Source organism: Micromonospora zamorensis (assembly GCF_900090275.1).
Lineage (GTDB): Bacteria > Actinomycetota > Actinomycetes > Mycobacteriales > Micromonosporaceae > Micromonospora > Micromonospora zamorensis.
On record NZ_LT607755.1, the window covers coordinates 6,927,838 to 6,948,362 of the forward strand.

Consider the following 20,525-nt stretch of genomic DNA (forward strand, 5'->3'; position numbering starts at 1 on the left):
GGGTGCGTGAAACGGAACTGGGAGGCCCTGGTCCTCAAGGCCATGGGAGGCCGGGACTTTCGGTTGACCGTGCTGGGCACCGAGTCGATCGACGGCCACTATCAGCGGCTCCTCCTGGACGGCGGCGGCCTGCTGGAGGCGTGCGGGGTGCACCCCACGATGTGGATCCGGCTGTGGTTCGACAACGACGGCCGGGCACACCAGCGCGCGTACACACTGGTGGACCCCGACCCGTCCACCGGCCGGTTCACCCTCGAATTCGCCATCCACGACGGCTGCGCCGCCCGCTGGGCCACCACCGCCCAGGTCGGCGACACCATCAGCGCGACCGTCCAGGGCAGCGCCTTCGACCTGCCCGACCCGGCGCCCGAGCACCTCTACCTCGTCGGCGACGCGGCCTCCCTGCCCGCGGTGAACAGCCTGCTCGACGCCAGCGCCGACATCCCGGCGACCGTGTGGCTGGAGTACGCCCACGAGGGCGAGAAGGCTCTCGCGTTGCGGGCCCGGGCACACCACGACATCACCTGGGTGCCTCGGCGCGACGACGGTCAACACCTCGTCGACACGGTCTGCGCGGCCCTGCCGACCAGCGGCGCGGGGCACTACTGGGTGGCCTGCGAGGCGGCCACCACCCGTGGCATCACCCGACACATCCGACGAACGCTGGGTGTCGACAAGGACCGGGTGACCTCCCTCGGCTACTGGAAAGCCGCATGAAGGGTCGGCTTGGCACCCTGACCGCGCTGTACGTCACGCAGTACCTCGGCGTCGGCTTCATCACCGTCGGGCTGACCGCCATCCTGCGCGACGGCGGCACCTCGCTGGACACGCTGGCCCTGTTGCAGATCGTCGGCCTGATCTGGCCCATCAAGTTCCTCTGGGCGCCGATCCTCGACCGGTACGGCTCGCGGCACCGCGGCCACTACCGATCCTGGTTACTCGTGCTCCAGACCGCCCTGGTGCTCGCTCTGCTGGCGCTGCTGCCGTTCACCGACCCGGCCGACGCGCTCGGCCCGATCGTTGCGATCTGCGCCGCGTACGTCTTCTTCTCCGCAACGCAGGACATCGCCGTGGACGCCGTGGCGGTCCGGATGCTCGCCGAGTCGAGCCGGGGGACCGGTAACGGGATCCAGGTCGCCGCGAGTTACCTCGGCAACCTGCTCGGCGGCGGGGCGTGCGTCCTGGTCTACGACCAGTTCGGCTGGGCGGCGGCGATCGGTCTGCTGGCCGCGATGACGGCGGTCGGGCTGGTGGTTGTGTGGCGGTTCCGGGAACCTCCGCGTACCGACCGGGTGGCCAAGGTCGGCACGGCCTACCGGGCCCTGCTGTCGGTGTTCGGCCAGCCGGGCTGCCGGTGGTGGACGTTCGGCGTGGTGCCGCTGGTCTACGTCGGGGCGGGGATGGCGTACGCCCTGGTGACGCCGGCGCTGGTCGACGCGGGGTGGTCGTTGGGCCGCATCGGCGTCGTCACCGGAGTGGTGACCAGCGTCCCGGCCATCGTGGCGGGCCTGGTCGCCGGGCTCGGCATCGGCCGGTTCGGGCGCGGCGGCGTGCTCGTGGTCGGCGGCGTGGCACTCACGGTGTCGACGCTGCTGCTGCTGCCGTTGATGAACGGTCGCGCCCCACTGGGCGGGACGGTCGCCGCGCTCTGCTGCTTCATGGTGGCCTACACCATCGCCAACGTGGTGCTCTACACCGTCAACATGGACTATTCGCGCCCCGACACCGGTGGCACCGACTTCACCGTCCTGTCGTCGTTCGGCCTGGTCTGCTCGTTCGTGGCCTCGTCCATCGGTCTCGCGGCCGCCGACGGGGTCGGCTACCCGCCGGTCGCGATCGCGGCCATCGTGCTGGTGGCCGCGGGTGTCATCCTCGGCCTCGCCCACCAGCGGCGATTCCCCCGCAGGCCCGGTCCCGTCGGCTCGACGGCGGAGCACCCGACGGTGGATGGCGTGAAGGCCGTGGCGTGACCACGGTTCAGCCGGCCAGCGACACCACCGAGCCGGCCGGCGGTGCCACGGCCTCGGCGCGACTGCCGCAGCGGTGGCTGATCCTGGCCGTGCTCTGCGTCGCGCAGCTCGTGGTGGTGCTGGACAACACAGTGCTGACCGTGGCGGTGCCGGTGCTCACCACCGAGCTGGGCGCCAGCACCGCCGACGTGCAATGGATGATCAACGCGTACGCGTTGGTGCTGTCTGGGTTGCTGCTGACCGCCGGCAGCGCCGCCGACCGGTACGGGCGTCGTCGGATGCTGCTCACCGGGCTCGTCCTGTTCGGTCTCAGCTCGCTGGCCGCCGGGCTGTCCAGCACCAGTGGGCAACTGATCGCGGCCCGGGCCGGCATGGGTGTCGGTGGCGCGTTGCTGATCACCTCGACGCTCGCGGTCGCGATGCAGGTCTTCGACGCCACCGAGCGGTCCCGAGCGATCGGCATCTGGGCGGCCACCAGCGCGCTGGGCTTCGCCGTCGGGCCACCGATCGGCGGCACCATCCTCGCGCATCTGCCGTGGGGCGCGATCTTCCTGGTCAACGTGCCCATCGTGCTGGTCTGCCTGTTCGTCGCTCGCGCGCTGATACCCGAGTCCCGTGACCCGGCCGGTGGCCGCCTGGACGTGGTGGGCGCGGCGCTCTCCACCGCCGGCCTGACCGCTGTCGTCTGGGCGATCATCTCCGGGCCGGAGCGCGGGTGGACGTCGGCTGAGGTGCTCGGGGCGGCTGCTGTCGGCGTACTCCTGCTCGGTTTCTTCGTCCGCTGGGAGCGGCGGATCCCGCACCCCATGCTGGACATGCACTTCTTCCAGGACCGGCGGTTCGTGGGCGCGATCTCCGGGGTCGTGCTGATCACGTTCGGCGCCACCGGCGCGTTGTTCCTGCTCACCCAGCATCTGCAGTTCGTCCGCGGCTATCCCGCCTGGGAAGCCGGTCTGCGGATGGCGCCCTTCGCGCTGTCCATTGTGCTGCTCAACGTCAGCGGTGCGGTCGCGGTCGTGATCCGTCGGCTCGGCCTGGCCGCCGCCATCGCCATCGGTATGACGCTGCTCGCGGGCGGTCTCGCGCTGATCACCCTCTTCCCGTCCGACGGGTACGGGGTGCTGCTGGCCGGGCTGCTCGTGATGGGTGTCGGGTGCGCGTTGGCCAACCCGGCCATCGTCGAGGCCGTGATGAGCGCCATCCCGGCGCAGAGGGCCGGCGCGGGCGCGGGTGTCGACGGCACCATGACCGAGGTCGGCAGCAGTCTCGGCATCGCGGTGCTGGGTGCCGTGCTGAACGCCCGGTTCGCCGCCCTGCTGCCGGCGGCCCTGGCCGGCGCCGGATCGTTTCCCGCCGCCCTCGCCGCCGCCCGCGACGGAGCCGAGCGGGAGGCCGTCACTGTCGCCTTCGCCTCGGCGCTGGAGACGGGACAGTTGGCGGGCGCTGCCGCGGTGCTGATCGGTGGGCTGGTCGCCGCTGGGCTGCTCTACCGGGCAGACCGCCCCAAAACCGCCCAATAAGGGTAGGCTATCCTAATCACGACATCGTCGTAGTCGACGGAGGCGGTATGCGGCTGTACCTGACCGCGCTCAACCCCACCGACGCCGTGCTGGAGGGGTTCCTCCCCGCGGCGGCGTCGCTCGGGCTGTCGGTCACCGTGTTGACCGACCGGCCGGCGGAGTGGCCGGCGGGCGTGCCGGTGGCGCGCTGCGCGGTCCGGGACGCGGCCGCTGTGGTCGCGGCGACGGCACCGACCCGACCGGTGGCGCTACTGTCCAACAGCGACCACCTTCAGGAGGCCACCGCGATCGCCGCACGGAAGCTCGGTCTGCCCGGCAAGGATCCCGACGCCGCCCGTCTCTGCAAGGACAAGGCCGCGGCCCGCCGGGTGATCGCGGCTGCGGGCCTCGATCTGGTACGCACCGTCACCGTCGATCCCGGTGCCGCACCGCAGGTGCCGGACGGGATGTTCCCAGCCGTGGTCAAACCCCGCGAGGGGGTGGCCAGCGAGGACGCGTACCTGGTGGCCGACCATGCCGAACTGGTCGCCCGGATCGCCGAGATCCGTGGCCGTCGGCCGGACGTGGCCCTGGTGGTGGAGGAGTACCTCCCCGGCGAGCTGCGGACCTTCGAGACCCTCGGCGACGGCACGGCGCTGGCCTCCCTCGGCGGCTGGCGCACCGGCCTCGGGCCGCCACCGACCTTCACCGAGGAGAGCCTCGCCTGGTCGCCTCCGGCGGAGCCGGAGACCACCCAGCTTCGGGCGCGGCTCGACGCGCTCGGGGTCGGCTTCGGCGCCTGCCACACCGAGTACGTCATCGCCGACGGCAGGGTCCGGCTGATCGAGGTGAACTATCGGCTCATCGGCGACCGAATGGACCTGATCCTGTCCGAGCTGCTCGGTGTGCCGCTGTTCGAACACGTCATCCGGCTGCACCTCGGCGAGCCCCTGGCCGCCCTCGACCTGCCCGCCAGTGTCGACCGGTACGCCCAGGTCGAGTACGTCTGCGCGGATCGTTCCGGCCGCCTGGTCGCCGCGCCGGGCCGACTGGACACCGTCCATGATGATGTCCGGCTGGGCTGCCATCCGCTGCGCGAGGTGGGGCGCACCGCCGAGCACACCGGCACGAACCGCGACTACCTCGCCGTGCTGCACGGGATCGGCCCCGACGAGGGCGCGGTCCGGCAGTCGCTGGCCGCCTTCCGCGGCGACCTCCAGTGGACCATCGTCGAGTGAGCGACGACTGCGAGCGGGAGGTGTTCACCCGGGTCCTCGACGCCCTGCTGCGCGAGGATCACCTCGGTCTGCTCAGCACCGGCCGACCGGACGGGCCCGACTGGTGGCAGGCACCGCACCCCGCCGGCCTGTTGCGGATCCCGGTCCGGGCGGACGGGTTCCAGCAGGCCCTGCGCAGCGCCGCACCGATGATGCTGCTGCTCGACAGCGGCGGCGACACCCACCGCACGGACACGGTGGAAGGCCTGCTCAGGTTGCTCACCCCGCAGGGCAACGCCGAGGCCGAGGCCGGCTGGCGGGACTTCGGCGTCGAGTGCCGCGCCGACCTGCGCGCCCGGCGGCTCGCGGCCCGACACCGCTCGCGGGTGCTCGCCGAGGTCGCCGCCGAACGCGCCACCACCCCCACGGGACTGCCGGCGGCGCTCCTGGACGACGTACTCGCCGCCCACCTCGGCCACCCGGTCTACCCCACCGACCGGTGCCGGCACGGTCTCGGAGACGACGACCTTCTCCGGTACGCCCCGGAGCACGCCCCGCGTTTCGCGCTGCGCTGGTACACCGTCCCTGCCGAGGACGTCCAGCTCACCGGCGAACTCCCGTCCTGGTGGCCACGGGCACGGCGGCCGGACCACCTGTTGCTGCCGGCGCACCCGATCACCGCTGAGCGCGACGCGTTACCGGTGACGGACCTGCCGGCGATCACCGTACGGCCCACCCTCTCCATGCGGACGGTGGCGCTCGACGATCACCCGTACCTGCACCTCAAGCTGCCGCTGCCGACCGCGAGCCTCGGCGCCCGCAACCGGCGCACGCTGCACCCCGGCTCGCTCGCCGACGGCGCGGCCGTCGCCGCGCTGCTTGACCGGATCGCCAACGCCGAACCAACCTTCGCCGGGCGGATCCGGCACGTCGACGAGAGCACCTGGGCGCACGTCGGCGGCGACGAGCGGCGCAGCTTCCTGCTGCGCCGATTCCCGGGTGATCTGGCCGGCGTCCACGTGGTGCCGGTCGCGGCCCTGGCCGCACCCGACCCGGTCGCGGCAACGGTCCTCGAACGGATCAGCCCCGAGCGGCCCGGGGCGCTGCTGGAGTCCTATTTGGACCTGTTGCTCGACTGGCACGTCTTCCTCTGGCTCCGCCACGGGATCGCGCTGGAGGCGCATCCGCAGAACATCCACCTGCTGGTGCACCCCGACGGCACTGTCGGCCTGCTCTACAAGGACAACGACGGGGCCCGCCTCGACCCGCGGCACGGCGGCCCGGGTGGGCTCACCCTCGACGACGACCGGATGTGGGCGCGCGACCCGCAGGAGCTGGCCGACGTGTTCATCACCATCACGCTGCACCTGGCCGCCGCCGCACCCCTGGTCGCGCTGGCCGCCCGAGGGCTGCCCGTGCCGTCACCCGCCGAGGCGCTGGCACCCCGGCTCGCCGCCGCCCGCGACCGGTGGGGTGACGGGCCAGCGGCACGAACCTTCACCGACCGGGTCCTACGGGCCGGCCACCTGCCCATCAAGGCGATGCTCACCGCCGGCACCCTGCTGCCCAAACAGCGGCTGGGCTGCACCGACATCAACAAGTACTACCTGCGTACCGGCCCGAACTACCTCCGGGAGACACGATGACGAGCGCCCAGTTGCGCTCCCGCCCGGCCACCGAGACCGGTCAGCTCGCCGACCTGGCCACCGCCCACGCCGTCTTCGGTTGCCTGGTCCGCGAACTCACCCCGCCGGACGGCGGCCCGAGCGTGGTCGACGGTGCCGGGCATCTGCTGCTGCGGCACCTCGGCGTCACGGTGCGCTGCGGTGTGGCGCGACACTCGCCGCTCGGGGCGCACCGCTACACCGGTCCGGTGCAGCGGCGTACCGACAACGGACGGTGGGTCGACCTGGACGCGGACGGGCTCGCCAGCCTGGTCGCGGCCGAACTCACCACCCGCACCGGCCTGGCCAACGACGAGTTCGTCGAGCAGGTCCAGGCCAGCCGGGACACCGTGGCCCGGCTGCTGGCCGACCGGCCGACCGAGAACCCGGAGCCCACCGGCGAACCGGCCATCGACGCGTACGTCGACTCCGAACAGTCACTCGTCTTCGGCCACCCGCACCACCCCACCCCGAAGTGGCGCAGCGGTGACCCGGAGAGCTGGCGGGCGTACGCCCCGGAGCTGCGCACGTCGTTCCGGATGCACTGGCTCGCCGTACCCGATGACCTGGTCGCCGGCGCCGGTCCGTTCGACGCGCTCGTGGCCGCCCTCGACCCGCCCCGGCCCCCGCGAGGGCACCGCGTCCTGCCGGTGCATCCCTGGCAGCTGTCACTGATCCCGCCGACGCACCCCCGCTTGCGGGACCTGGGGGAGGCCGGCGTGCCGGTGCGGCCCACGGCGAGCGTCCGCACCCTCTATGCCCCGGCGGCCGACCTGTTCGTCAAGACCAGCCTGCACGTACGGATCACCAACTGCCTGCGCAAGAACGCCCGCTACGAGCTCACCGGCGCGGTGGCCCTGACCGACCTGCTGGCGCGGGTGCCGATGCCGGAAGGGGTCGGGCTGCTCACCGAACCCGCCTACCGCACTGTCGACGTTCCCGGCCCGGACGAGGCGTACGGGACGATCCTGCGCAGCGGCCTGCGCCCGCACCTGCGCCCGGGCGACACCCCGATGCTCGCGGCGGCGCTGGCCGCCACACCACTGGTGATACCCGACCCGGTGGCCTGGTGGCGGGCGTACGTCGGGCTGCTGGTGCCGGCGGTGCTGCGCTGCTGGCTCAGCCACGGCGTCGTGCACGAGGCACACCTGCAGAACGTTGTCGTCGTGCTCGACCGCGACCGTCGCCCGGTACGCATGCTGCTGCGCGACCTGGAGGGGGTGAAACTCGACGCCGAGCGTTGGGCGACCTGGCCGGAGGGGGTCCCCGCGCAGGTCCGCTACGGCCCCCTGGACGCCCGGCGCCGGATCGTCTACTGCCTGTTCGTCAATCACCTCGGTGGTATCTGCGGGGCGCTCGCCGACGCGCGACCGGGAATCGAACGGCGGCTGTGGCAGGAGCTGCGGGCCGTCGTGGAGGCGGTCGCCGCCGACCTGGACGACCCGCCCGAGCTGCGCGCGCTGCTGAACGGTGAGCCGCTGCTGGCCAAGGCGAACCTGCTGGTCCGGTGGCGGCGCGACGCGGACCGGGCCGCGCCGTTCGTGCCGGTGCCCAACCCGTTGGGCGGGTCACTGTGACGCGGCCCGTCTACGTCCACGACCTCGACGCGCTGGCCACGCAGGCCCGGGCCATCCGGGCGGCGCTGCCCCAGCCGGTGGAGCTGCTCTACGCGGTCAAGGCCAACCCGGACCCCGGTGTGCTGCGCACCCTTGCCCCGGCCGTCGACGGGTTCGAGGCCGCGAGCCGTGGTGAGCTGCGCAGACTGGCCGAGGTTCTGCCGGGGCGGCCCCCCGCCGCGTACGCCGGGCCGGGCAAGACCGACGCGGACCTCGCCGCGGCCCTCGCCGCCGGGGTGCACCGCATCCACGTCGAATCGCCCGCCGAGCTTCGGCGACTCGGCGCGCTGGCCACCGCCTCGGGCACCTCGGCCCAGGTGCTGCTGCGGGTGAACCTGCCGGTCGAGGCGCCCGGCGCGAGCCTGGTCATGGGCGGCGGGCCCAGCCCGTTCGGCATGGACCCGGCGGACGCGGTCGAGTGCGCCCGCAGACCACCCACCGGCATCGACGTACGCGGAATCCACGCCCACCTGGCCAGCGGGCTGGACGCCCCTCTCGCCGGTGCGGTCGCCGCCGCCGTGGTCGAGTGGGCGGTCACCGAGGTCGGTGCCGCCGAGGTCGACGTCGGCGGAGGCATGGCCGTCGACTACACCGACCCGGCGGCGCGATTCGACTGGGTCGGCTACGGCCGGGCACTGGCGGACGTCCTCGACGCGTACCCGGGGGTGCGGCTGCGCATCGAGCCGGGCCGGTCGGTCACCGCCTACTGCGGGGCGTACCTCACCGAGGTCATCGACGTGAAGCGCTCCTACGGCGAGTGGTTCGTGGTGGTGGCCGGGGGCACCCACCACCTGCGTACACCGGCGGCGAAGGGGCACGCGCAGCCCTTCCGCGTACACCGGCGGCGCGGCGTCGAGGGCGTGCGTACCGACGGGGGACCGGTCACCGTGGTCGGCCAGCTCTGCACCCCCAAGGACGTGCTGTCCCGGTCGGCCACCGCCGGGCCGATCGGCGTTGGTGACGTGCTGGCCTTCGCCATGGCCGGGGCGTACGCCTGGAACATCAGCCACCGCGACTTCCTGCTGCACGAGCCCCCGCTGTTCATGAACGGTGACCCGCAGGAGGTGGCCGCCGAATGGGCGGCCCGACCATCCAGGACGTGATCCAGGCCCAGGCGAACGAGCGATCGGCAGGGTTTTCTGGCACGGTGGGTCCAGCGCGGCGCAGTGTCGCCGAGCCACCAGCTGCACCATATCGAGAGGGCGTTACGTGGACTTCACGCTGTCGACGCGGCAGGGGCGGATCGGCACGGTGGTCGAGGTCGCCGGTGACGTGGACATGAGCACCGCACCGGAGTTGCGTGACCGGTTGAGTCAGGCGGTGGAGGACGACGCCCGGGTGGTGGTGGACCTGACCGACGTCGGGTTCATGGACTCCAGTGGCCTGGGGGTGCTGGTGGTCGCCCACAAGGACCTGCGTGCGCGGAACGGCTGGCTCGCCCTGGCGGGGGTCGGCCGCTCGGTGCGTACGGTGTTGTCGATCACCTCGGTGGATCGGGTCATCGGAATCTTCGACACCGTGCAGGATGCCGAGGAGGCGTCACCGGCGGCGTCATGACCGCCTCACTGCGGGTGAGGGCTGGCACGGGCGGTGTCAGCGCCAGCGGTGCTTGATCGCAGCCCGTGGCCGCCGTACCAGTCGATGATGAGCAGTGTGGCGTCGTCGGCCAGAACCGGCCCGGCGGCCGCCAGCACCGCGTCGGACAGCGCCCGGACCGCCTCGCGCGGATGCAGATGGGCGATGCCGAGCAGAGCGGCGGGCAGATCCAACGTGGCGGCGTTGCGTTCGCGCACTCCGTCGGTGACGACGACCAGCCGGTCACCGGGCAGCAGGGTGATCGTCTCGCTGCGGTAGCCCTCGTCGGCGAACATGCCCAGCGGGAAGTTGGCGGGCAGTTCGAGCGTCTCAGCCCGGCCCTCGCGGACCAGTGTCGGTGGGACGTGCCCGGCGTTGAGCAGCTCACAGCGCCCGGTCGCCAGGTCGATGCGGCCGAGCACGGCGGTCACGTAGGCGCCGCGTACGTTGGCGTGCTCCGCGAGGGCCCGGTTGGCTTCCTCGGCCTGGGCGACGAGGTTGTCGCCGCGCCGGCGAGTGTTGCGCAGGCTGCCCACACCGAGCGTGGCGGTCAGCGCGCTGGCCACGCCGTGGCCCATCGCGTCGGTGACGCCGACGTGCAGCACGTCGCGGGCCACGCTGTAGTCGAAGGTGTCCCCGCCGACGCTCGCAGCGGGTTCCAGCCAGCCCGAGAGGGCGAACGCTCCGGCCTCGCAGGTGAACGAGGCCGGCAGCAGGCGGCGTTGGATCTCGGCGGAGAGGGTGAACGGGGTGCTGCGCTGCCCCCATTCGAACAGGTCGGTGTGCCGGCGGTTGGCGATGACCACGAATCCCAGCGCGTGCGCAGTGCGGGCGATCCGCGCGAGCACGGCCACGTCCGGCTCGTCCAGCAGGTCGATCTCCAGCAGGCCGATGGTCTCGCCGCGTTCGGTGACGGGTGCGAGCACCCTGCACCTTCCGTCGCCGTGGAGCAGCTGGACGGTCTGCTGGCGCAGCGCCTGCTCGTAGGGCCCGCCGTCGAAGGGGAGGACCTCGGCGGCCTCCTCGCCCTGATGACGGCCGGGGTGGCCGGTGGCTGTCTGGTGGGTCAGCCGGACCAGCGCCCGGCCGCTGAGATCGGCGATGAGCAGCGAGACGCTGAGCGCGTTCAACGACTTGGCGATGGTGCCGGTAACCGCTTCGACGGCCTCGACCGGCGCGGCTTCCTCGGCCGCCTGCAACATCCCGGTCAGCACGCCCTCCTCGTTGTCCTCCACGGGTTGAGCATAGGCACCTACCGTCCCGGTGTTTCGGCGCGGACGGCTGGGCCTTCCCGGTGAGCAGGTAGTCGTGGCGCTGCGGAGCGGGCGGCCCGACTGCCTGGGTCGTGACCCGGAGAGGCGCGAACGCTTCAGGATGTTATCGATAACCTGCTATCTTTCACCCGGGAGTGAAGGGCACGCTCCCGGTCACCGCAGCCAGCCGCGAAGACGTGCCGCCGCACGTCCCCTCCCGCCGGCCCCAGGTCGGTGACCCGTCCGGGCACCCCAGTCGATGCCAGGCGACCGCATTCCGTCGCCGGCCGACACGGCCCTACGGCAAGGAGCCCACGCAATGCTGAAACGTAGGTATCTCCTCCCATCCATCATGGCCGCGGCACTTCTCCTCGCGGCCACCGCCGGTGGCGCACTGAGCGGCGGCTTCGGTGCGACAGCTGTCGCCGCCACCAACGGCACCCTCGCGGCCACCGCCGGCTGCGGCAAGGCCCCCACCCTGACCAACGGAACGCGCACGATCCAGAGCAGCGGACAGAGCCGCACCTACAACCTGCGGATCCCGGACGGGTACGACCGGAACCACCCCTACCGACTGATCTTCGGGTTCCACTGGTTGAACGGCTCGGCCAACAACGTCACCTCGGCCGGTTACTACGGGCTTCAGCCGCTGTCGAACAACAGCACGATCTTCGTCGCGCCGCAGGGCCTCAACGCCGGCTGGGCCAACACCAACGGTCGGGACCTGACCCTCTTCGACGACATCTCCCGACAGATCGAGAACGACCTCTGCGTCGACACGACCCAGCGCTTCGCGCTGGGCTGGAGCTACGGCGGGGCCATGAGCTACGCGGTGGCCTGCGCCCGGCCCACCGTCATCCGCGCGGTCACCGTCCTGTCCGGCGCCAACCTCAGCGGATGCAACGGCGGCACCCAACCCGTCGCCTACTTCGGCATCCACGGCACCTTCGACAGCGTGCTGAACATCTCGCAGGGTCGGCAACTGCGCGACACGTTCGTCCGCAACAACGGCTGCACCGCGCAGAGCCCGCGCGAGCCGAGCCGAGGCAGCCTCACCCACATCACCACCGCGTACGCCGGATGTCGAGCCGGCTACCCGGTGCAGTGGGCGGCGTTCGACGGTGACCACACCCCCAGCCCCGTCGACGGGTCCGGCAGCCCGAACGACTCCCGGACGTGGACCTCGGGTGAGATCTGGCGGTTCTTCAGTCAGTTCGAGTCGACCACGCCACCCACCACTCCGCCACCCACCACTCCGCCGCCGACGACCCCGCCCCCGACCACTCCGCCACCCACCACTCCGCCACCGACCGGCGAACCGGGCACCTGCGCCGCCACCTACCGGGCGGTCAACAGTTGGCCCGGTGGCTTCCAGGGCGAGGTGACGGTGGCCAACCCCACGGCCACGACACTCAACGGCTGGACCGTGGGCCTGACCCTGGCCGGCGGCCAGGCCATCAGCAGCCTGTGGAGCGGCACCAACACGGGCACCACCGGTAGCGTCACCGTGCGGAACGCCGCCTACAACGGCACGTTGGGCGCGAACGCCTCGACCACGTTCGGGTTCACCGCCACCGGCGACGGCGCCACCCCACCGAGCAACGTCACCTGCACCAGTCCCTGAGCACGGCAGAAAGAGGGCCCGGAGCCAGCTGGCTCCGGGCCCTCGTGACGTCGGTCGTCAGCCGTTGTCGATCAGACTGGCGATCTCGTTGTAGATCAGGTGCGCCTTCGCGCCCTGGTTCGACGGGCAACCGCCGAGGTGGTGCAGGGCGATCACCCGGTGGCTGGCGTTCAGCACCGGCGAACCCGAGTTGCCGCCGGAGGTGTCACAGCTGTAGCTGATGTTGTAGGTGTTGTAGTTCGCGTTCTTCACCGTGCACGTCGCGCCGTTCTGGGTGTCCTCGTAGATGGACAGTCGCTTCGGGTTGCCGTCGCCATGGCCCGGGACGTACATCCGGGTGCCGGTGGTGGTGGCGGTCGTCGCCAGGTACAGGGTGCCGAACGACTGGATGTTGGCGAAGTTGTTCACCGAGTACAGGGTGTAGTCCAGCTGGCTGGAGCCGCCGCTGCTCACTTTGTAGAGGGTGGCGCCGCTGACCTTGGTGCCGGCGCCCGGGTTCGAGCCGCCACAGGTGGCGCACTGGTAGTTGAACTGCATCTCGCTGCCGCTGACGGCGGACTGCGTCGAGAAGCAGTGCTTGTTCGTCAGCATGCGGTTGGTGTTGCCGACCCGCCAGGTGGTGCACATCCCGCCACCGCTGATCAGCAGCCGCGCCACCGCCCTGCCCTTGGCGTACTCGTTGGGGTGGCTGCTCTGGTAGCAGACCACGTCGCGCCGGGCGTCGGTGCTGCAGACGGACTGCGTGGTGAAGTTGTGCTGCTTGATCTCGGTGGCGTCGTAGCCGCGCCAGAACCGGTCGATGGTCGCGGCGCTGGTGCGGGAGGAGCGGCTGCTGTGCACCGTCACCACAGCGGTGTCGCCGTCCACCGACATCGCCCAGAAGCCCGGTTGTCCGTCGGTGGTGTAGTCCGCGCCGGTCGCCCGGTTCAGGTGGCGGTCGTACCGGTAGCTCTCCCGACCGTCGGGGCTCGACACGGTCACGTACTCGCCGTCGGCCAGGCGCAGTGAGCTGAAGTGCACCTTGACGTACGACGCGCCGGGGTGCCGGATGATCTGCTTCCCGCCCTCCTGTGCGTGTGACAGCGAGCCGTCGATGGTCCGGAGTTCGCCGACCGTGGTGACGCCCTCGGCGGAGAACTGGTCTGCTTCGGGTGCCCGCTGGGATTGCGGCGCGAGTGGTTGAACCGAGTACGCCTCGGCGGCCGGTACCGACAGCAAGCTCAGCCCGAGTGTGCCGGCGCCGAGCGCGACGGCCACCGTTCGTAGGCGGCGCAGGGCATGTTTCATCGTCGCTCCTCCCGAAGAACCAGCACCCAGACGTGCTTGCAGCCTTCATACCGGATAGTGAGAAGACATGCAAGATTATCTATCTTTTGATTGCGCGACCTCATCATCAGTGGCAAGGCCCGACCGTCGTTCCTCGTCTCCCATGAACTGCCCCTGACACAGGCACCCGAGGCGTACGAGCACTTCGACCGACGCGATCACGGCTGGACCAAGGTTCTGCTGCACCCCGGGCAAGAATCCTGACCGCGGCCCCTGAAGCCCCATCGGGCATCACATCGGTCTCGCTGGTCTGCCAGCCCGCTCACCGCCGTCGTCCTGCATTCCGCCGATGACGGCGACGGCACCTCGGTCGGGCCGTGCATTCCGACCGGCCGTCCGTGCAGATCCTGACGGGGTCGGTTCGACGTTGCTGAACCGACCCCGCGCGGAAATTGACAGATCAGAAGAGCCGGATGGAGTCCGAGACCCACTTGGCGGTGGCCGGCACGGTCAGGCTGGTGGTGAATGGGCCGAACCCGCCGTCAGCGTTGGCCAGTGAGGTGCTCATGCTGAACCGGCCGTCGCCGTGGGCGTACATCACTGCCGCGTCCGAGCGTCCGTCACCGTTGTAGTCGCCGGTGATCGTGCGGAACGAGTCCCAGCCCCAGGAGTTCGCCGGCACGGTGTAGCTACCCAGGAACGGGCCGAATCCGCCGGTGGCATCGCTCAGCGACGTGAAGAACTGGATTGAGGTGTCCTTGTGTCGGTACACCATCAGCGCGTCATCGCGGCCATCACCGTTGAAGTCACCGCTGGTGAGCCGGATGGAGTCCGAGACCCACTTGGCGGTGGCCGGCACGGTCAGGCTGGTGGTGAATGGGCCGAACCCGCCGTCAGCGTTGGCCAGTGAGGTGCTCATGCTGAACCGGCCGTCGCCGTGGGCGTACATCACTGCCGCGTCCGAGCGTCCGTCACCGTTGTAGTCGCCGGTGATCGTGCGGAACGAGTCCCAGCCCCAGGAGTTCGCCGGCACGGTGTAGCTACCCAGGAACGGGCCGAATCCGCCGGTGGCATCGCTCAGCGACGTGAAGAACTGGATTGAGGTGTCCTTGTGTCGGTACACCATCAGCGCGTCATCGCGGCCATCACCGTTGAAGTCACCGCTGGTGAGCCGGATGGAGTCCGAGACCCACTTGGCGGTGGCCGGCACGGTCAGGCTGGTGGTGAATGGGCCGAACCCGCCGTCAGCGTTGGCCAGTGAGGTGCTCATGCTGAACCGGCCGTCGCCGTGGGCGTACATCACTGCCGCGTCCGAGCGTCCGTCACCGTTGTAGTCGCCGGTGATCGTGCGGAACGAGTCCCAGCCCCAGGAGTTCGCCGGCACGGTGTAGCTACCCAGGAACGGGCCGAATCCGCCGGTGGCATCGCTCAGCGACGTGAAGAACTGGATTGAGGTGTCCTTGTGTCGGTACACCATCAGCGCGTCATCGCGGCCATCACCATTGAAGTCGGTGTTCCGGTCGGTCGCCCCCGCGGGCGAATTGGCGGTGATCCAGGAAGCCAGGTCGTCGACCCGGGTCTCCACCGCGTCGCGGCGGGCCTCCGTCTCGCCGAGGCAACCGCCCTGCCAGGACGTACGGTGCAGGGCCACCAGCTGAGGCTGCCCACCGACCAGCCGAACAGTGGGACCACCCAGGTCGCCGCGGCAGATGACGGACTGCCCCGCGCCGACCATACCCACGCTGTTCGCGCTCACGTCCTGCACGGTGAAGGGACCGGCATGCAACTGATCCGGAACCCACTCCGTGGCGGTGCGCCCGAAGCCGGCGACGGTCAACTGTTCGCCGACGGCGGGCGCGCTCGATGCCAGGGCGATCGGGGTCACCGCCACTCGGCGGGAGAGCCGGACCAGAACCACGTCACGATCGGCATGCGGGACCAACCGGAGGGCCGACACGACCGCTCCGGTCGACGTGGTCAGATCGGGGCGTCCCACCGTTACCGTGGTCGGCTTCGCTGGTGCCCCGGCCGCGACCGGTTGGCCATCAACGCTGAAGCAACTCTTGGCGGTCAGCACCCAGTACGGGTTGACCAAGGCACCACTGCAACCCCTCAGGCCCGGCCCCACGTCAATCTTGGCTGCGAACGCGAACGAGCCGTCCGTGACGGCCGTGCCCGCCCCGACGGCTTGGGAGGAGCCCGCGTTGAGCAGGCTCGCGGCGATGGCGGTGACGAGCAGAACGGCGCTTCGGGTTAGTCGATGGTGTGTGGATGACACCGGCGGTCCTTTCCGGATGAATGGCAGGCTCGGAATTGAGAGCGTTGGGCAGAATGCATCCCGCGGCGTGCCCGTCCGAGAAGGGACGGGCTGATCCGCTTTTGGTGAGCAATGAGGTGTGCCAGCGGCACGGTCAATCGCCGAGCGGCTCGGCGAATGCTCAGCCGGGATGCCGCAGCCTTGCGCTGACAACAGGTGTGAGGCCGGCACCGAGCCGGCGAAGCCAGGGCGGGCTCAGACCTCTGGCCTGGAATTGAGCAAGGCGAACCGAGCCTGCGGTCAAGGCAACCCCCGTGGAAGCAGAGACGAGACAGGTGAACGTTATAGACGCACATCAGAGCGCACAAGGGGTCCGAGCGTTCACCCCGCGTCCTCCGACACCGCGCGGAAGACCCGGCAGGCACAGCCTGCTGAGCCGCAAGAACTACACCACCCCTTGAATGAAAGAGACGTCATGGTCTTGGCTGATGTGCGTGATGTGTGCTCTCCAGCGGACGCCAACCCGGGTCAACCGGTGCCAGCGCGGGTCACCGTGGCCGACCGCCGGTCGCAAACGGGGGTCCGTGTGCTCGGGGTGTGGTCCTGGGCTGGGAGAACAGGGGTGCTGGTGACCTGGGTGAACGTGGGTCACTCCCTGCCACCCCAGGTGAGCGCCCAGGTCGCTAGACTGTGCGCTCGCGCCCCCGTAGCTCAGGGGATAGAGCATCGGTTTCCTAAACCGTGTGTCGCAGGTTCGAATCCTGCCGGGGGCACCTCGAAGATCCGCCGAAGACCATTTGGCGGCGGAGACGTCACCGCGCCGAGCGTCATCAGGCTCGTGGCGGATCACCAGTGATGAAGCAGATTCAGGACCAGCGCCGCCACCGAGGTGGAGAAGAACACCGCCCATCCCACGAGCTGGCGGGAACCTACCCGCAGGTGCGCGATGAGCGCGCCGACGAAGTACAACACCAGGCCGGCGGCGGCAAGTGTCCCCAGTAGTGGCACGGCGAACCCGGCCAGGAGCCCCAACGCACCGGCTGCCAACGCCGTGCCCAACCTCGGCATCCAGGCCCGTGGCAGGCGCTTCATGTCCATCTGGGCCTTCGGGTAGTCGTGGCCGATCAGGTAGGTGACGGCGGCGACTCCGGTGAAGACCGAGGCGAGGATGGTGACCGTGACATAAGCGGCGTACATGTGCCCTCCCTTGTGGTTGGTGCTGCCTCAAGGACGGGCTGGTCGAACGGATTGTTACCGGTGGCGCTGTGAGCTGACGCACAGACAATGGCGGGTGGTCTGCGGGAATCCGCAGACCACCCGCCGACCGGTCAGAGGAACTTGTACATCTCCTCGGACGCCGCCTCGGTCTCGCTGGCGGGCGGCGCGTCCACCGTGACGGGCTTGCCGAAGTCGCTCATGCGCATCTCGGTGACGAGGTCGCCCAGCTTCTTCGTGGCGATCGTGTAGGAGAGCGCGGTGAGGCGCCCGTCGGCGTCGAGAGTCGCCTCGAACGGGACCGCCTTCGGGTCCTTCGCCAGCTTGGCGGTCGACTCGAGGCCCTCCCGCATCCCGGCTTCGCTGTTGGCCGCCGCGGCGGCCTTCTCCAGGTCGGCGACGCCGGTGTACCGACCGCCGCCCACCTCCTGGGCGGACACGACGCCGCCGATGAGGCCGGTCTGCGACTTCAGGTCGAAGGACTGGCGCAACGAGCTGTTCGGCCTGAGCTTGGTGAGGTCGATCTTCATCCACGGCTTCTCGCCGTCGAGCGAGTCCGACTTGAGGTAGGCGGCATCCCCGATCAGCCGCGCCTCGATCGGTTCCGGCGCCTTGCCGGTCAAGTGCAGCGTGCGGGCGGCAGGGTCCATCTTTCCGCTCATGGTGATCGACTGGTTGCCGGCCTTGACCGAGGCATCCATGGTGAGCGGGCCGGCGAGGCTGCGGTCCATGCCCTGCTTGACGGCGGCGGTCGGCTCGACCTTGGACGCTGCGGGCGCGGCGGAGGACGATGACGCCGCCGGGTCGCCGGAATTGGTGCCGCAGCCGCTGACGAGGGTCACGGCGAGGGCAATCGAGAGGGCTGGGATCAGTCGACGCATAGACGTGACCCTAACGGGCGAGCGCTACCGATATTGCCCGAGTGCCGCCGCCGAGACCAGGCCAGCGGGTGGCTCAGACCGCCGGTAGCTGCTCGGCTCGGGTGATCACCTGGTCGATGAGGCCGTACTCCCGGGCCTGCTCGGCGGTGAACCAGCGGTCCCGGTCCCAGTCGCGCTGGATCTCGTCCAGCGTCCGTCCGCTGTGCTGGGCGGTCAGCTCCTGCATCGTCCGCTTCACGTGCAGCATGTTCTCCGCCTGGATGGTGATGTCCGAGGCGGTCCCGCCCATTCCACCGGAGGGCTGGTGCATCATGATCCGCGAGTGCGGCAGCGCGTACCGCTTGCCGGCCGCCCCCGCGCACAGCAGGAACTGCCCCATCGAGCCGGCGAAGCCGAGCGCCAGGGTGGCCACATCGTTGCGGACGTAGCGCATCGTGTCGTAGACCGCCATTCCCGCGCTGACCGACCCGCCCGGCGAGTTGATGTAGAGGTAGATGTCCGATTTGGCGTCCTCGGCGGCGAGCAGCAGGATCTGCGCGCAGATCTGGTTGGCCGACTCCTCCGTCACCTCGGTGCCGAGGAAGACGATGCGTTCGCGCAGCAGCCGCTCGAACACCTGGTCACCGAAGGACGCCTGCGGGCCGTCCAGCATCCGTACGCCGTACTCGATCATGTGCCGCCGCCTCACGGTGCCGGCGGGCGATGGGACCGCCCGGGGGACCGGCGCCTTGAGCGTGCGCGCGGCTGCGGTGGCCAGCCCAGTGATTCTGCCGCCGGCAGATCCGCCGTCGGCAGAACCCACGCGGCCTACGCGGCGGTCAGCCGCCGCAGGCCGAGCCGGGTCTGTGCGCTGTCAGCCGGGGCGGCGGTACGCGGACCGGGGCGCGAGCCACCAGCGGAGGCTTTTCCGGCGACGCTGAGGGCCGGCTCGCTCGCCACCGGCCCGTTGTGCAGGACGAACCCGCCGATGCGTGGACCCACCAGCAGGGTGGCGTTGCCGATCTCGCGTCGGGTCGCATCGACCCGCTCCAGGTGGGTGAGCGCGGCGCGCGGCGCGGCCGGGAGGCGGGGCTCGACCCGGCGCATATCGTCGCGGGCCTCGCCGAGCAGGTCGGCGAGGCTGATGCCGAGCGCTCGGCAGATCGCCGCCAGCACCTCCGACGAGGCCTCCTTCCGGCCCCGCTCGACCTCCGAGAGGTAGGGCACCGAGACGTCGGCCGATGCGGCCACCTCGCGCAGCGTGCGGCCCTGACGCTGCCGGTGGCGGCGTAGCACTCCGCCGATGACTCGTCGCAGCAACGACATGCCGGCCTCACTTTCGCGGTCGTCGTCGGGAACACCCTCATCATGCCCGTCCCGGGCCGTCCAGGTTGTCCGCGAGCGACCCGGACGTGCGAAGCGGGACGTAACCGCTATGTTGTGGGCGTGCAGGCGACGGTGGCGGGGCAGGTTCGACGGTGATCCATTTCCCCGCGCAACGCCGGGGCCCTCTGAGCGCGCTGAGCCTACGGCTCGCCGCCGCACTGGGCCTGGTCTTCGCCGTGGTCGCCGCCGTCTATATCGGCCGGGACGGCTACCGCGACGTCAACGAGGACGGCCTCACCCTGCTCGACTGCTTCTACTACGCGGTCGTGTCGCTCTCGACCACCGGCTACGGCGACATCACACCGGCCGCGCCGTCGGCCCGGCTGGTCAACGTCCTCTTCATCACCCCCGCCCGGGTGATCTTCCTTATCATCCTGGTCGGCACCACCCTGGAAGTTCTGACCGAGCAGTACCGCACCGGCCGTCGCCTGTCGCGGTGGAGGAGAAGCGTGAAGGACCACGTCATCATCTGCGGCTACGGCACCAAGGGGCGTAGCGCGGTCTCCGCCCTGATGGAGAACGGTCTGGACCGGTCGCGGATCGTGGTGGTGGAGCGCAGCGCCGCCGCCCTGCGGCAGGCCACCTCCGCCGGGCTGGTGGCGATCGAGGGCTCGGCGACCCGGTCGTCGGTGCTGAACGAGGCGCACGTCAAGAACGCGAAAGCCGTGATCATCGCGACCGACAGCGACGACGCCTCGGTGCTGGTCGCGCTGACGGTGCGGCAGCTCACCGCCGGGCAGGTCCGGATCATCGCGGCGGCGCGGGAGGCGGAGAACGCCCCGCTGCTCAAGCAGAGCGGTGCGCACCACGTGATCGTCTCCTCGGCCACTGCGGGCCGGCTGCTCGGTCTGTCCACCTCTGCCCCGCCGTTGATCGACGTGGTGGAGGATCTGCTCACTCCCGGTCAGGGCATGGCGTTGGCGATGCGGTCGGCCGAGCGGAGCGAGGTGGGTCGCTCGCCGCGCGAGTTGGAGTCACTGGTGATCGCCCTGGTGCGGCGGGGCAAGGTGGTCAGCCTGGCAGACCGGGCTGGTGCCGTGATCGAGACCGGCGACATGCTGGTGCACGTACGCGACGACCGCCCGCAGTCGGCGACGACCGCCTGACCCTCCGGCCGCCGCCG

17 protein-coding genes and 1 tRNA gene are annotated in these 20,525 nt (G+C 70.6%); 11 read left to right on the forward strand and 7 right to left on the reverse strand.

All coding sequences use genetic code 11. The features are described from left to right. Positions 1 to 6 precede the first annotated feature (6 nt). From GA0070619_RS31265 to GA0070619_RS31300, 8 genes are all read left to right on the forward strand, one after another. Complete coding sequence (locus tag GA0070619_RS31265) at positions 7 to 717, forward strand: siderophore-interacting protein (protein WP_088951334.1); 711 nt, start codon at positions 7 to 9, stop codon at positions 715 to 717. After that, positions 714 to 1,970 (forward strand): MFS transporter, encoded by a 1,257-nt coding sequence (locus GA0070619_RS31270; RefSeq protein ID WP_088951335.1) that lies wholly within the window; start codon positions 714 to 716, stop codon positions 1,968 to 1,970. The genes GA0070619_RS31265 and GA0070619_RS31270 overlap by 4 nt, the downstream gene beginning before the upstream one ends. Continuing rightward, entirely contained in the window at positions 1,967 to 3,490 is a 1,524-nt protein-coding gene (locus tag GA0070619_RS31275; protein ID WP_088951336.1) for an MFS transporter, read from the forward strand. The genes GA0070619_RS31270 and GA0070619_RS31275 overlap by 4 nt, the downstream gene beginning before the upstream one ends. Positions 3,491 to 3,537: 47 nt before the next feature. Further along, entirely contained in the window at positions 3,538 to 4,707 is a 1,170-nt protein-coding gene (locus tag GA0070619_RS31280) for an ATP-grasp domain-containing protein (protein WP_088951337.1), read from the forward strand. After that, positions 4,704 to 6,332, forward strand: a complete 1,629-nt coding sequence (locus tag GA0070619_RS31285; protein ID WP_088951338.1) for an IucA/IucC family protein — start codon at positions 4,704 to 4,706, stop codon at positions 6,330 to 6,332. Before GA0070619_RS31280 ends, GA0070619_RS31285 begins: the two co-directional genes overlap by 4 nt. Then, complete coding sequence (locus GA0070619_RS31290; RefSeq protein WP_088951339.1) at positions 6,329 to 7,927, forward strand: IucA/IucC family protein; 1,599 nt, start codon at positions 6,329 to 6,331, stop codon at positions 7,925 to 7,927. The genes GA0070619_RS31285 and GA0070619_RS31290 overlap by 4 nt, the downstream gene beginning before the upstream one ends. Further along, entirely contained in the window at positions 7,924 to 9,069 is a 1,146-nt protein-coding gene (locus GA0070619_RS31295; protein ID WP_088951340.1) for an alanine racemase, read from the forward strand. The genes GA0070619_RS31290 and GA0070619_RS31295 overlap by 4 nt, the downstream gene beginning before the upstream one ends. Before the next feature lie 106 nt (positions 9,070 to 9,175). Beyond that, positions 9,176 to 9,523, forward strand: coding sequence for an STAS domain-containing protein (locus GA0070619_RS31300; RefSeq protein ID WP_088951341.1), 348 nt, complete (start codon positions 9,176 to 9,178; stop codon positions 9,521 to 9,523). A 5-nt stretch (positions 9,524 to 9,528) separates the two neighbouring features. On the opposite strand, the gene GA0070619_RS31305 is transcribed toward GA0070619_RS31300, so the two are convergent. Further along, entirely contained in the window at positions 9,529 to 10,776 is a 1,248-nt protein-coding gene (locus GA0070619_RS31305; protein WP_088951342.1) for a PP2C family protein-serine/threonine phosphatase, read from the reverse strand. A 337-nt stretch (positions 10,777 to 11,113) separates the two neighbouring features. Between GA0070619_RS31305 and GA0070619_RS31310 the strand changes: the two genes are divergently transcribed. Further along, complete coding sequence (locus GA0070619_RS31310; RefSeq protein WP_088951343.1) at positions 11,114 to 12,418, forward strand: cellulose binding domain-containing protein; 1,305 nt, start codon at positions 11,114 to 11,116, stop codon at positions 12,416 to 12,418. Between the two features lie 57 nt (positions 12,419 to 12,475). Here the strand turns inward: GA0070619_RS31310 and GA0070619_RS31315 are convergent, their stop codons facing one another. Both GA0070619_RS31315 and GA0070619_RS31320 read right to left on the reverse strand, forming a co-directional pair. Beyond that, entirely contained in the window at positions 12,476 to 13,705 is a 1,230-nt protein-coding gene (locus tag GA0070619_RS31315) for a trypsin-like serine peptidase (protein WP_088951344.1), read from the reverse strand. A gap of 439 nt (positions 13,706 to 14,144) precedes the next feature. After that, positions 14,145 to 16,154: an FG-GAP-like repeat-containing protein gene (locus GA0070619_RS31320; RefSeq protein ID WP_172862149.1), complete on the reverse strand. Its 2,010-nt coding sequence runs from the start codon at positions 16,152 to 16,154 to the stop codon at positions 14,145 to 14,147. A 487-nt stretch (positions 16,155 to 16,641) separates the two neighbouring features. Here GA0070619_RS31320 and GA0070619_RS31325 point away from each other — a divergent pair. Beyond that, positions 16,642 to 16,714 (forward strand) — tRNA-Arg (locus tag GA0070619_RS31325). Between the two features lie 73 nt (positions 16,715 to 16,787). On the opposite strand, the gene GA0070619_RS31330 is transcribed toward GA0070619_RS31325, so the two are convergent. The 4 genes from GA0070619_RS31330 to GA0070619_RS33995 form a co-directional block, all read right to left on the reverse strand. Next, positions 16,788 to 17,138, reverse strand: coding sequence for a DoxX family protein (locus tag GA0070619_RS31330; RefSeq protein ID WP_088951346.1), 351 nt, complete (start codon positions 17,136 to 17,138; stop codon positions 16,788 to 16,790). A 131-nt stretch (positions 17,139 to 17,269) separates the two neighbouring features. Further along, positions 17,270 to 18,037: a hypothetical protein gene (locus tag GA0070619_RS31335; RefSeq protein WP_157744121.1), complete on the reverse strand. Its 768-nt coding sequence runs from the start codon at positions 18,035 to 18,037 to the stop codon at positions 17,270 to 17,272. A gap of 73 nt (positions 18,038 to 18,110) precedes the next feature. After that, positions 18,111 to 18,710, reverse strand: a complete 600-nt coding sequence (locus GA0070619_RS31340; RefSeq protein WP_088951348.1) for a ClpP family protease — start codon at positions 18,708 to 18,710, stop codon at positions 18,111 to 18,113. Between the two features lie 134 nt (positions 18,711 to 18,844). Further along, on the reverse strand, positions 18,845 to 19,342 hold the full coding sequence (locus tag GA0070619_RS33995) for a helix-turn-helix domain-containing protein (RefSeq protein ID WP_088951349.1): 498 nt from the start codon (positions 19,340 to 19,342) through the stop codon (positions 18,845 to 18,847). 152 nt (positions 19,343 to 19,494) lie between these two features. On the opposite strand from GA0070619_RS33995, the gene GA0070619_RS31350 reads away from it, so the two are divergent. Then, complete coding sequence (locus tag GA0070619_RS31350; RefSeq protein WP_088951350.1) at positions 19,495 to 20,508, forward strand: potassium channel family protein; 1,014 nt, start codon at positions 19,495 to 19,497, stop codon at positions 20,506 to 20,508. Positions 20,509 to 20,525: the final 17 nt, after the last annotated feature.

Excerpts from the sequence above, each read along its gene's own strand:
- GA0070619_RS31340 (WP_088951348.1), bottom strand. The coding sequence starts at position 18,710 with ATGATCGAGTACGGCGTACGGATGCTGGACGGCCCGCAGGCGTCCTTC.
- GA0070619_RS31315 (WP_088951344.1), bottom strand. The coding sequence starts at position 13,705 with ATGAAACATGCCCTGCGCCGCCTACGAACGGTGGCCGTCGCGCTCGGC.
- GA0070619_RS33995 (WP_088951349.1), bottom strand. The coding sequence starts at position 19,342 with ATGTCGTTGCTGCGACGAGTCATCGGCGGAGTGCTACGCCGCCACCGG.
- GA0070619_RS31270 (WP_088951335.1), top strand. The coding sequence starts at position 714 with ATGAAGGGTCGGCTTGGCACCCTGACCGCGCTGTACGTCACGCAGTAC.
- GA0070619_RS31335 (WP_157744121.1), bottom strand. The coding sequence starts at position 18,037 with ATGCGTCGACTGATCCCAGCCCTCTCGATTGCCCTCGCCGTGACCCTC.
- GA0070619_RS31290 (WP_088951339.1), top strand. The coding sequence starts at position 6,329 with ATGACGAGCGCCCAGTTGCGCTCCCGCCCGGCCACCGAGACCGGTCAG.
- GA0070619_RS31310 (WP_088951343.1), top strand. The coding sequence starts at position 11,114 with ATGCTGAAACGTAGGTATCTCCTCCCATCCATCATGGCCGCGGCACTT.
- GA0070619_RS31330 (WP_088951346.1), bottom strand. The coding sequence starts at position 17,138 with ATGTACGCCGCTTATGTCACGGTCACCATCCTCGCCTCGGTCTTCACC.
- GA0070619_RS31280 (WP_088951337.1), top strand. The coding sequence starts at position 3,538 with ATGCGGCTGTACCTGACCGCGCTCAACCCCACCGACGCCGTGCTGGAG.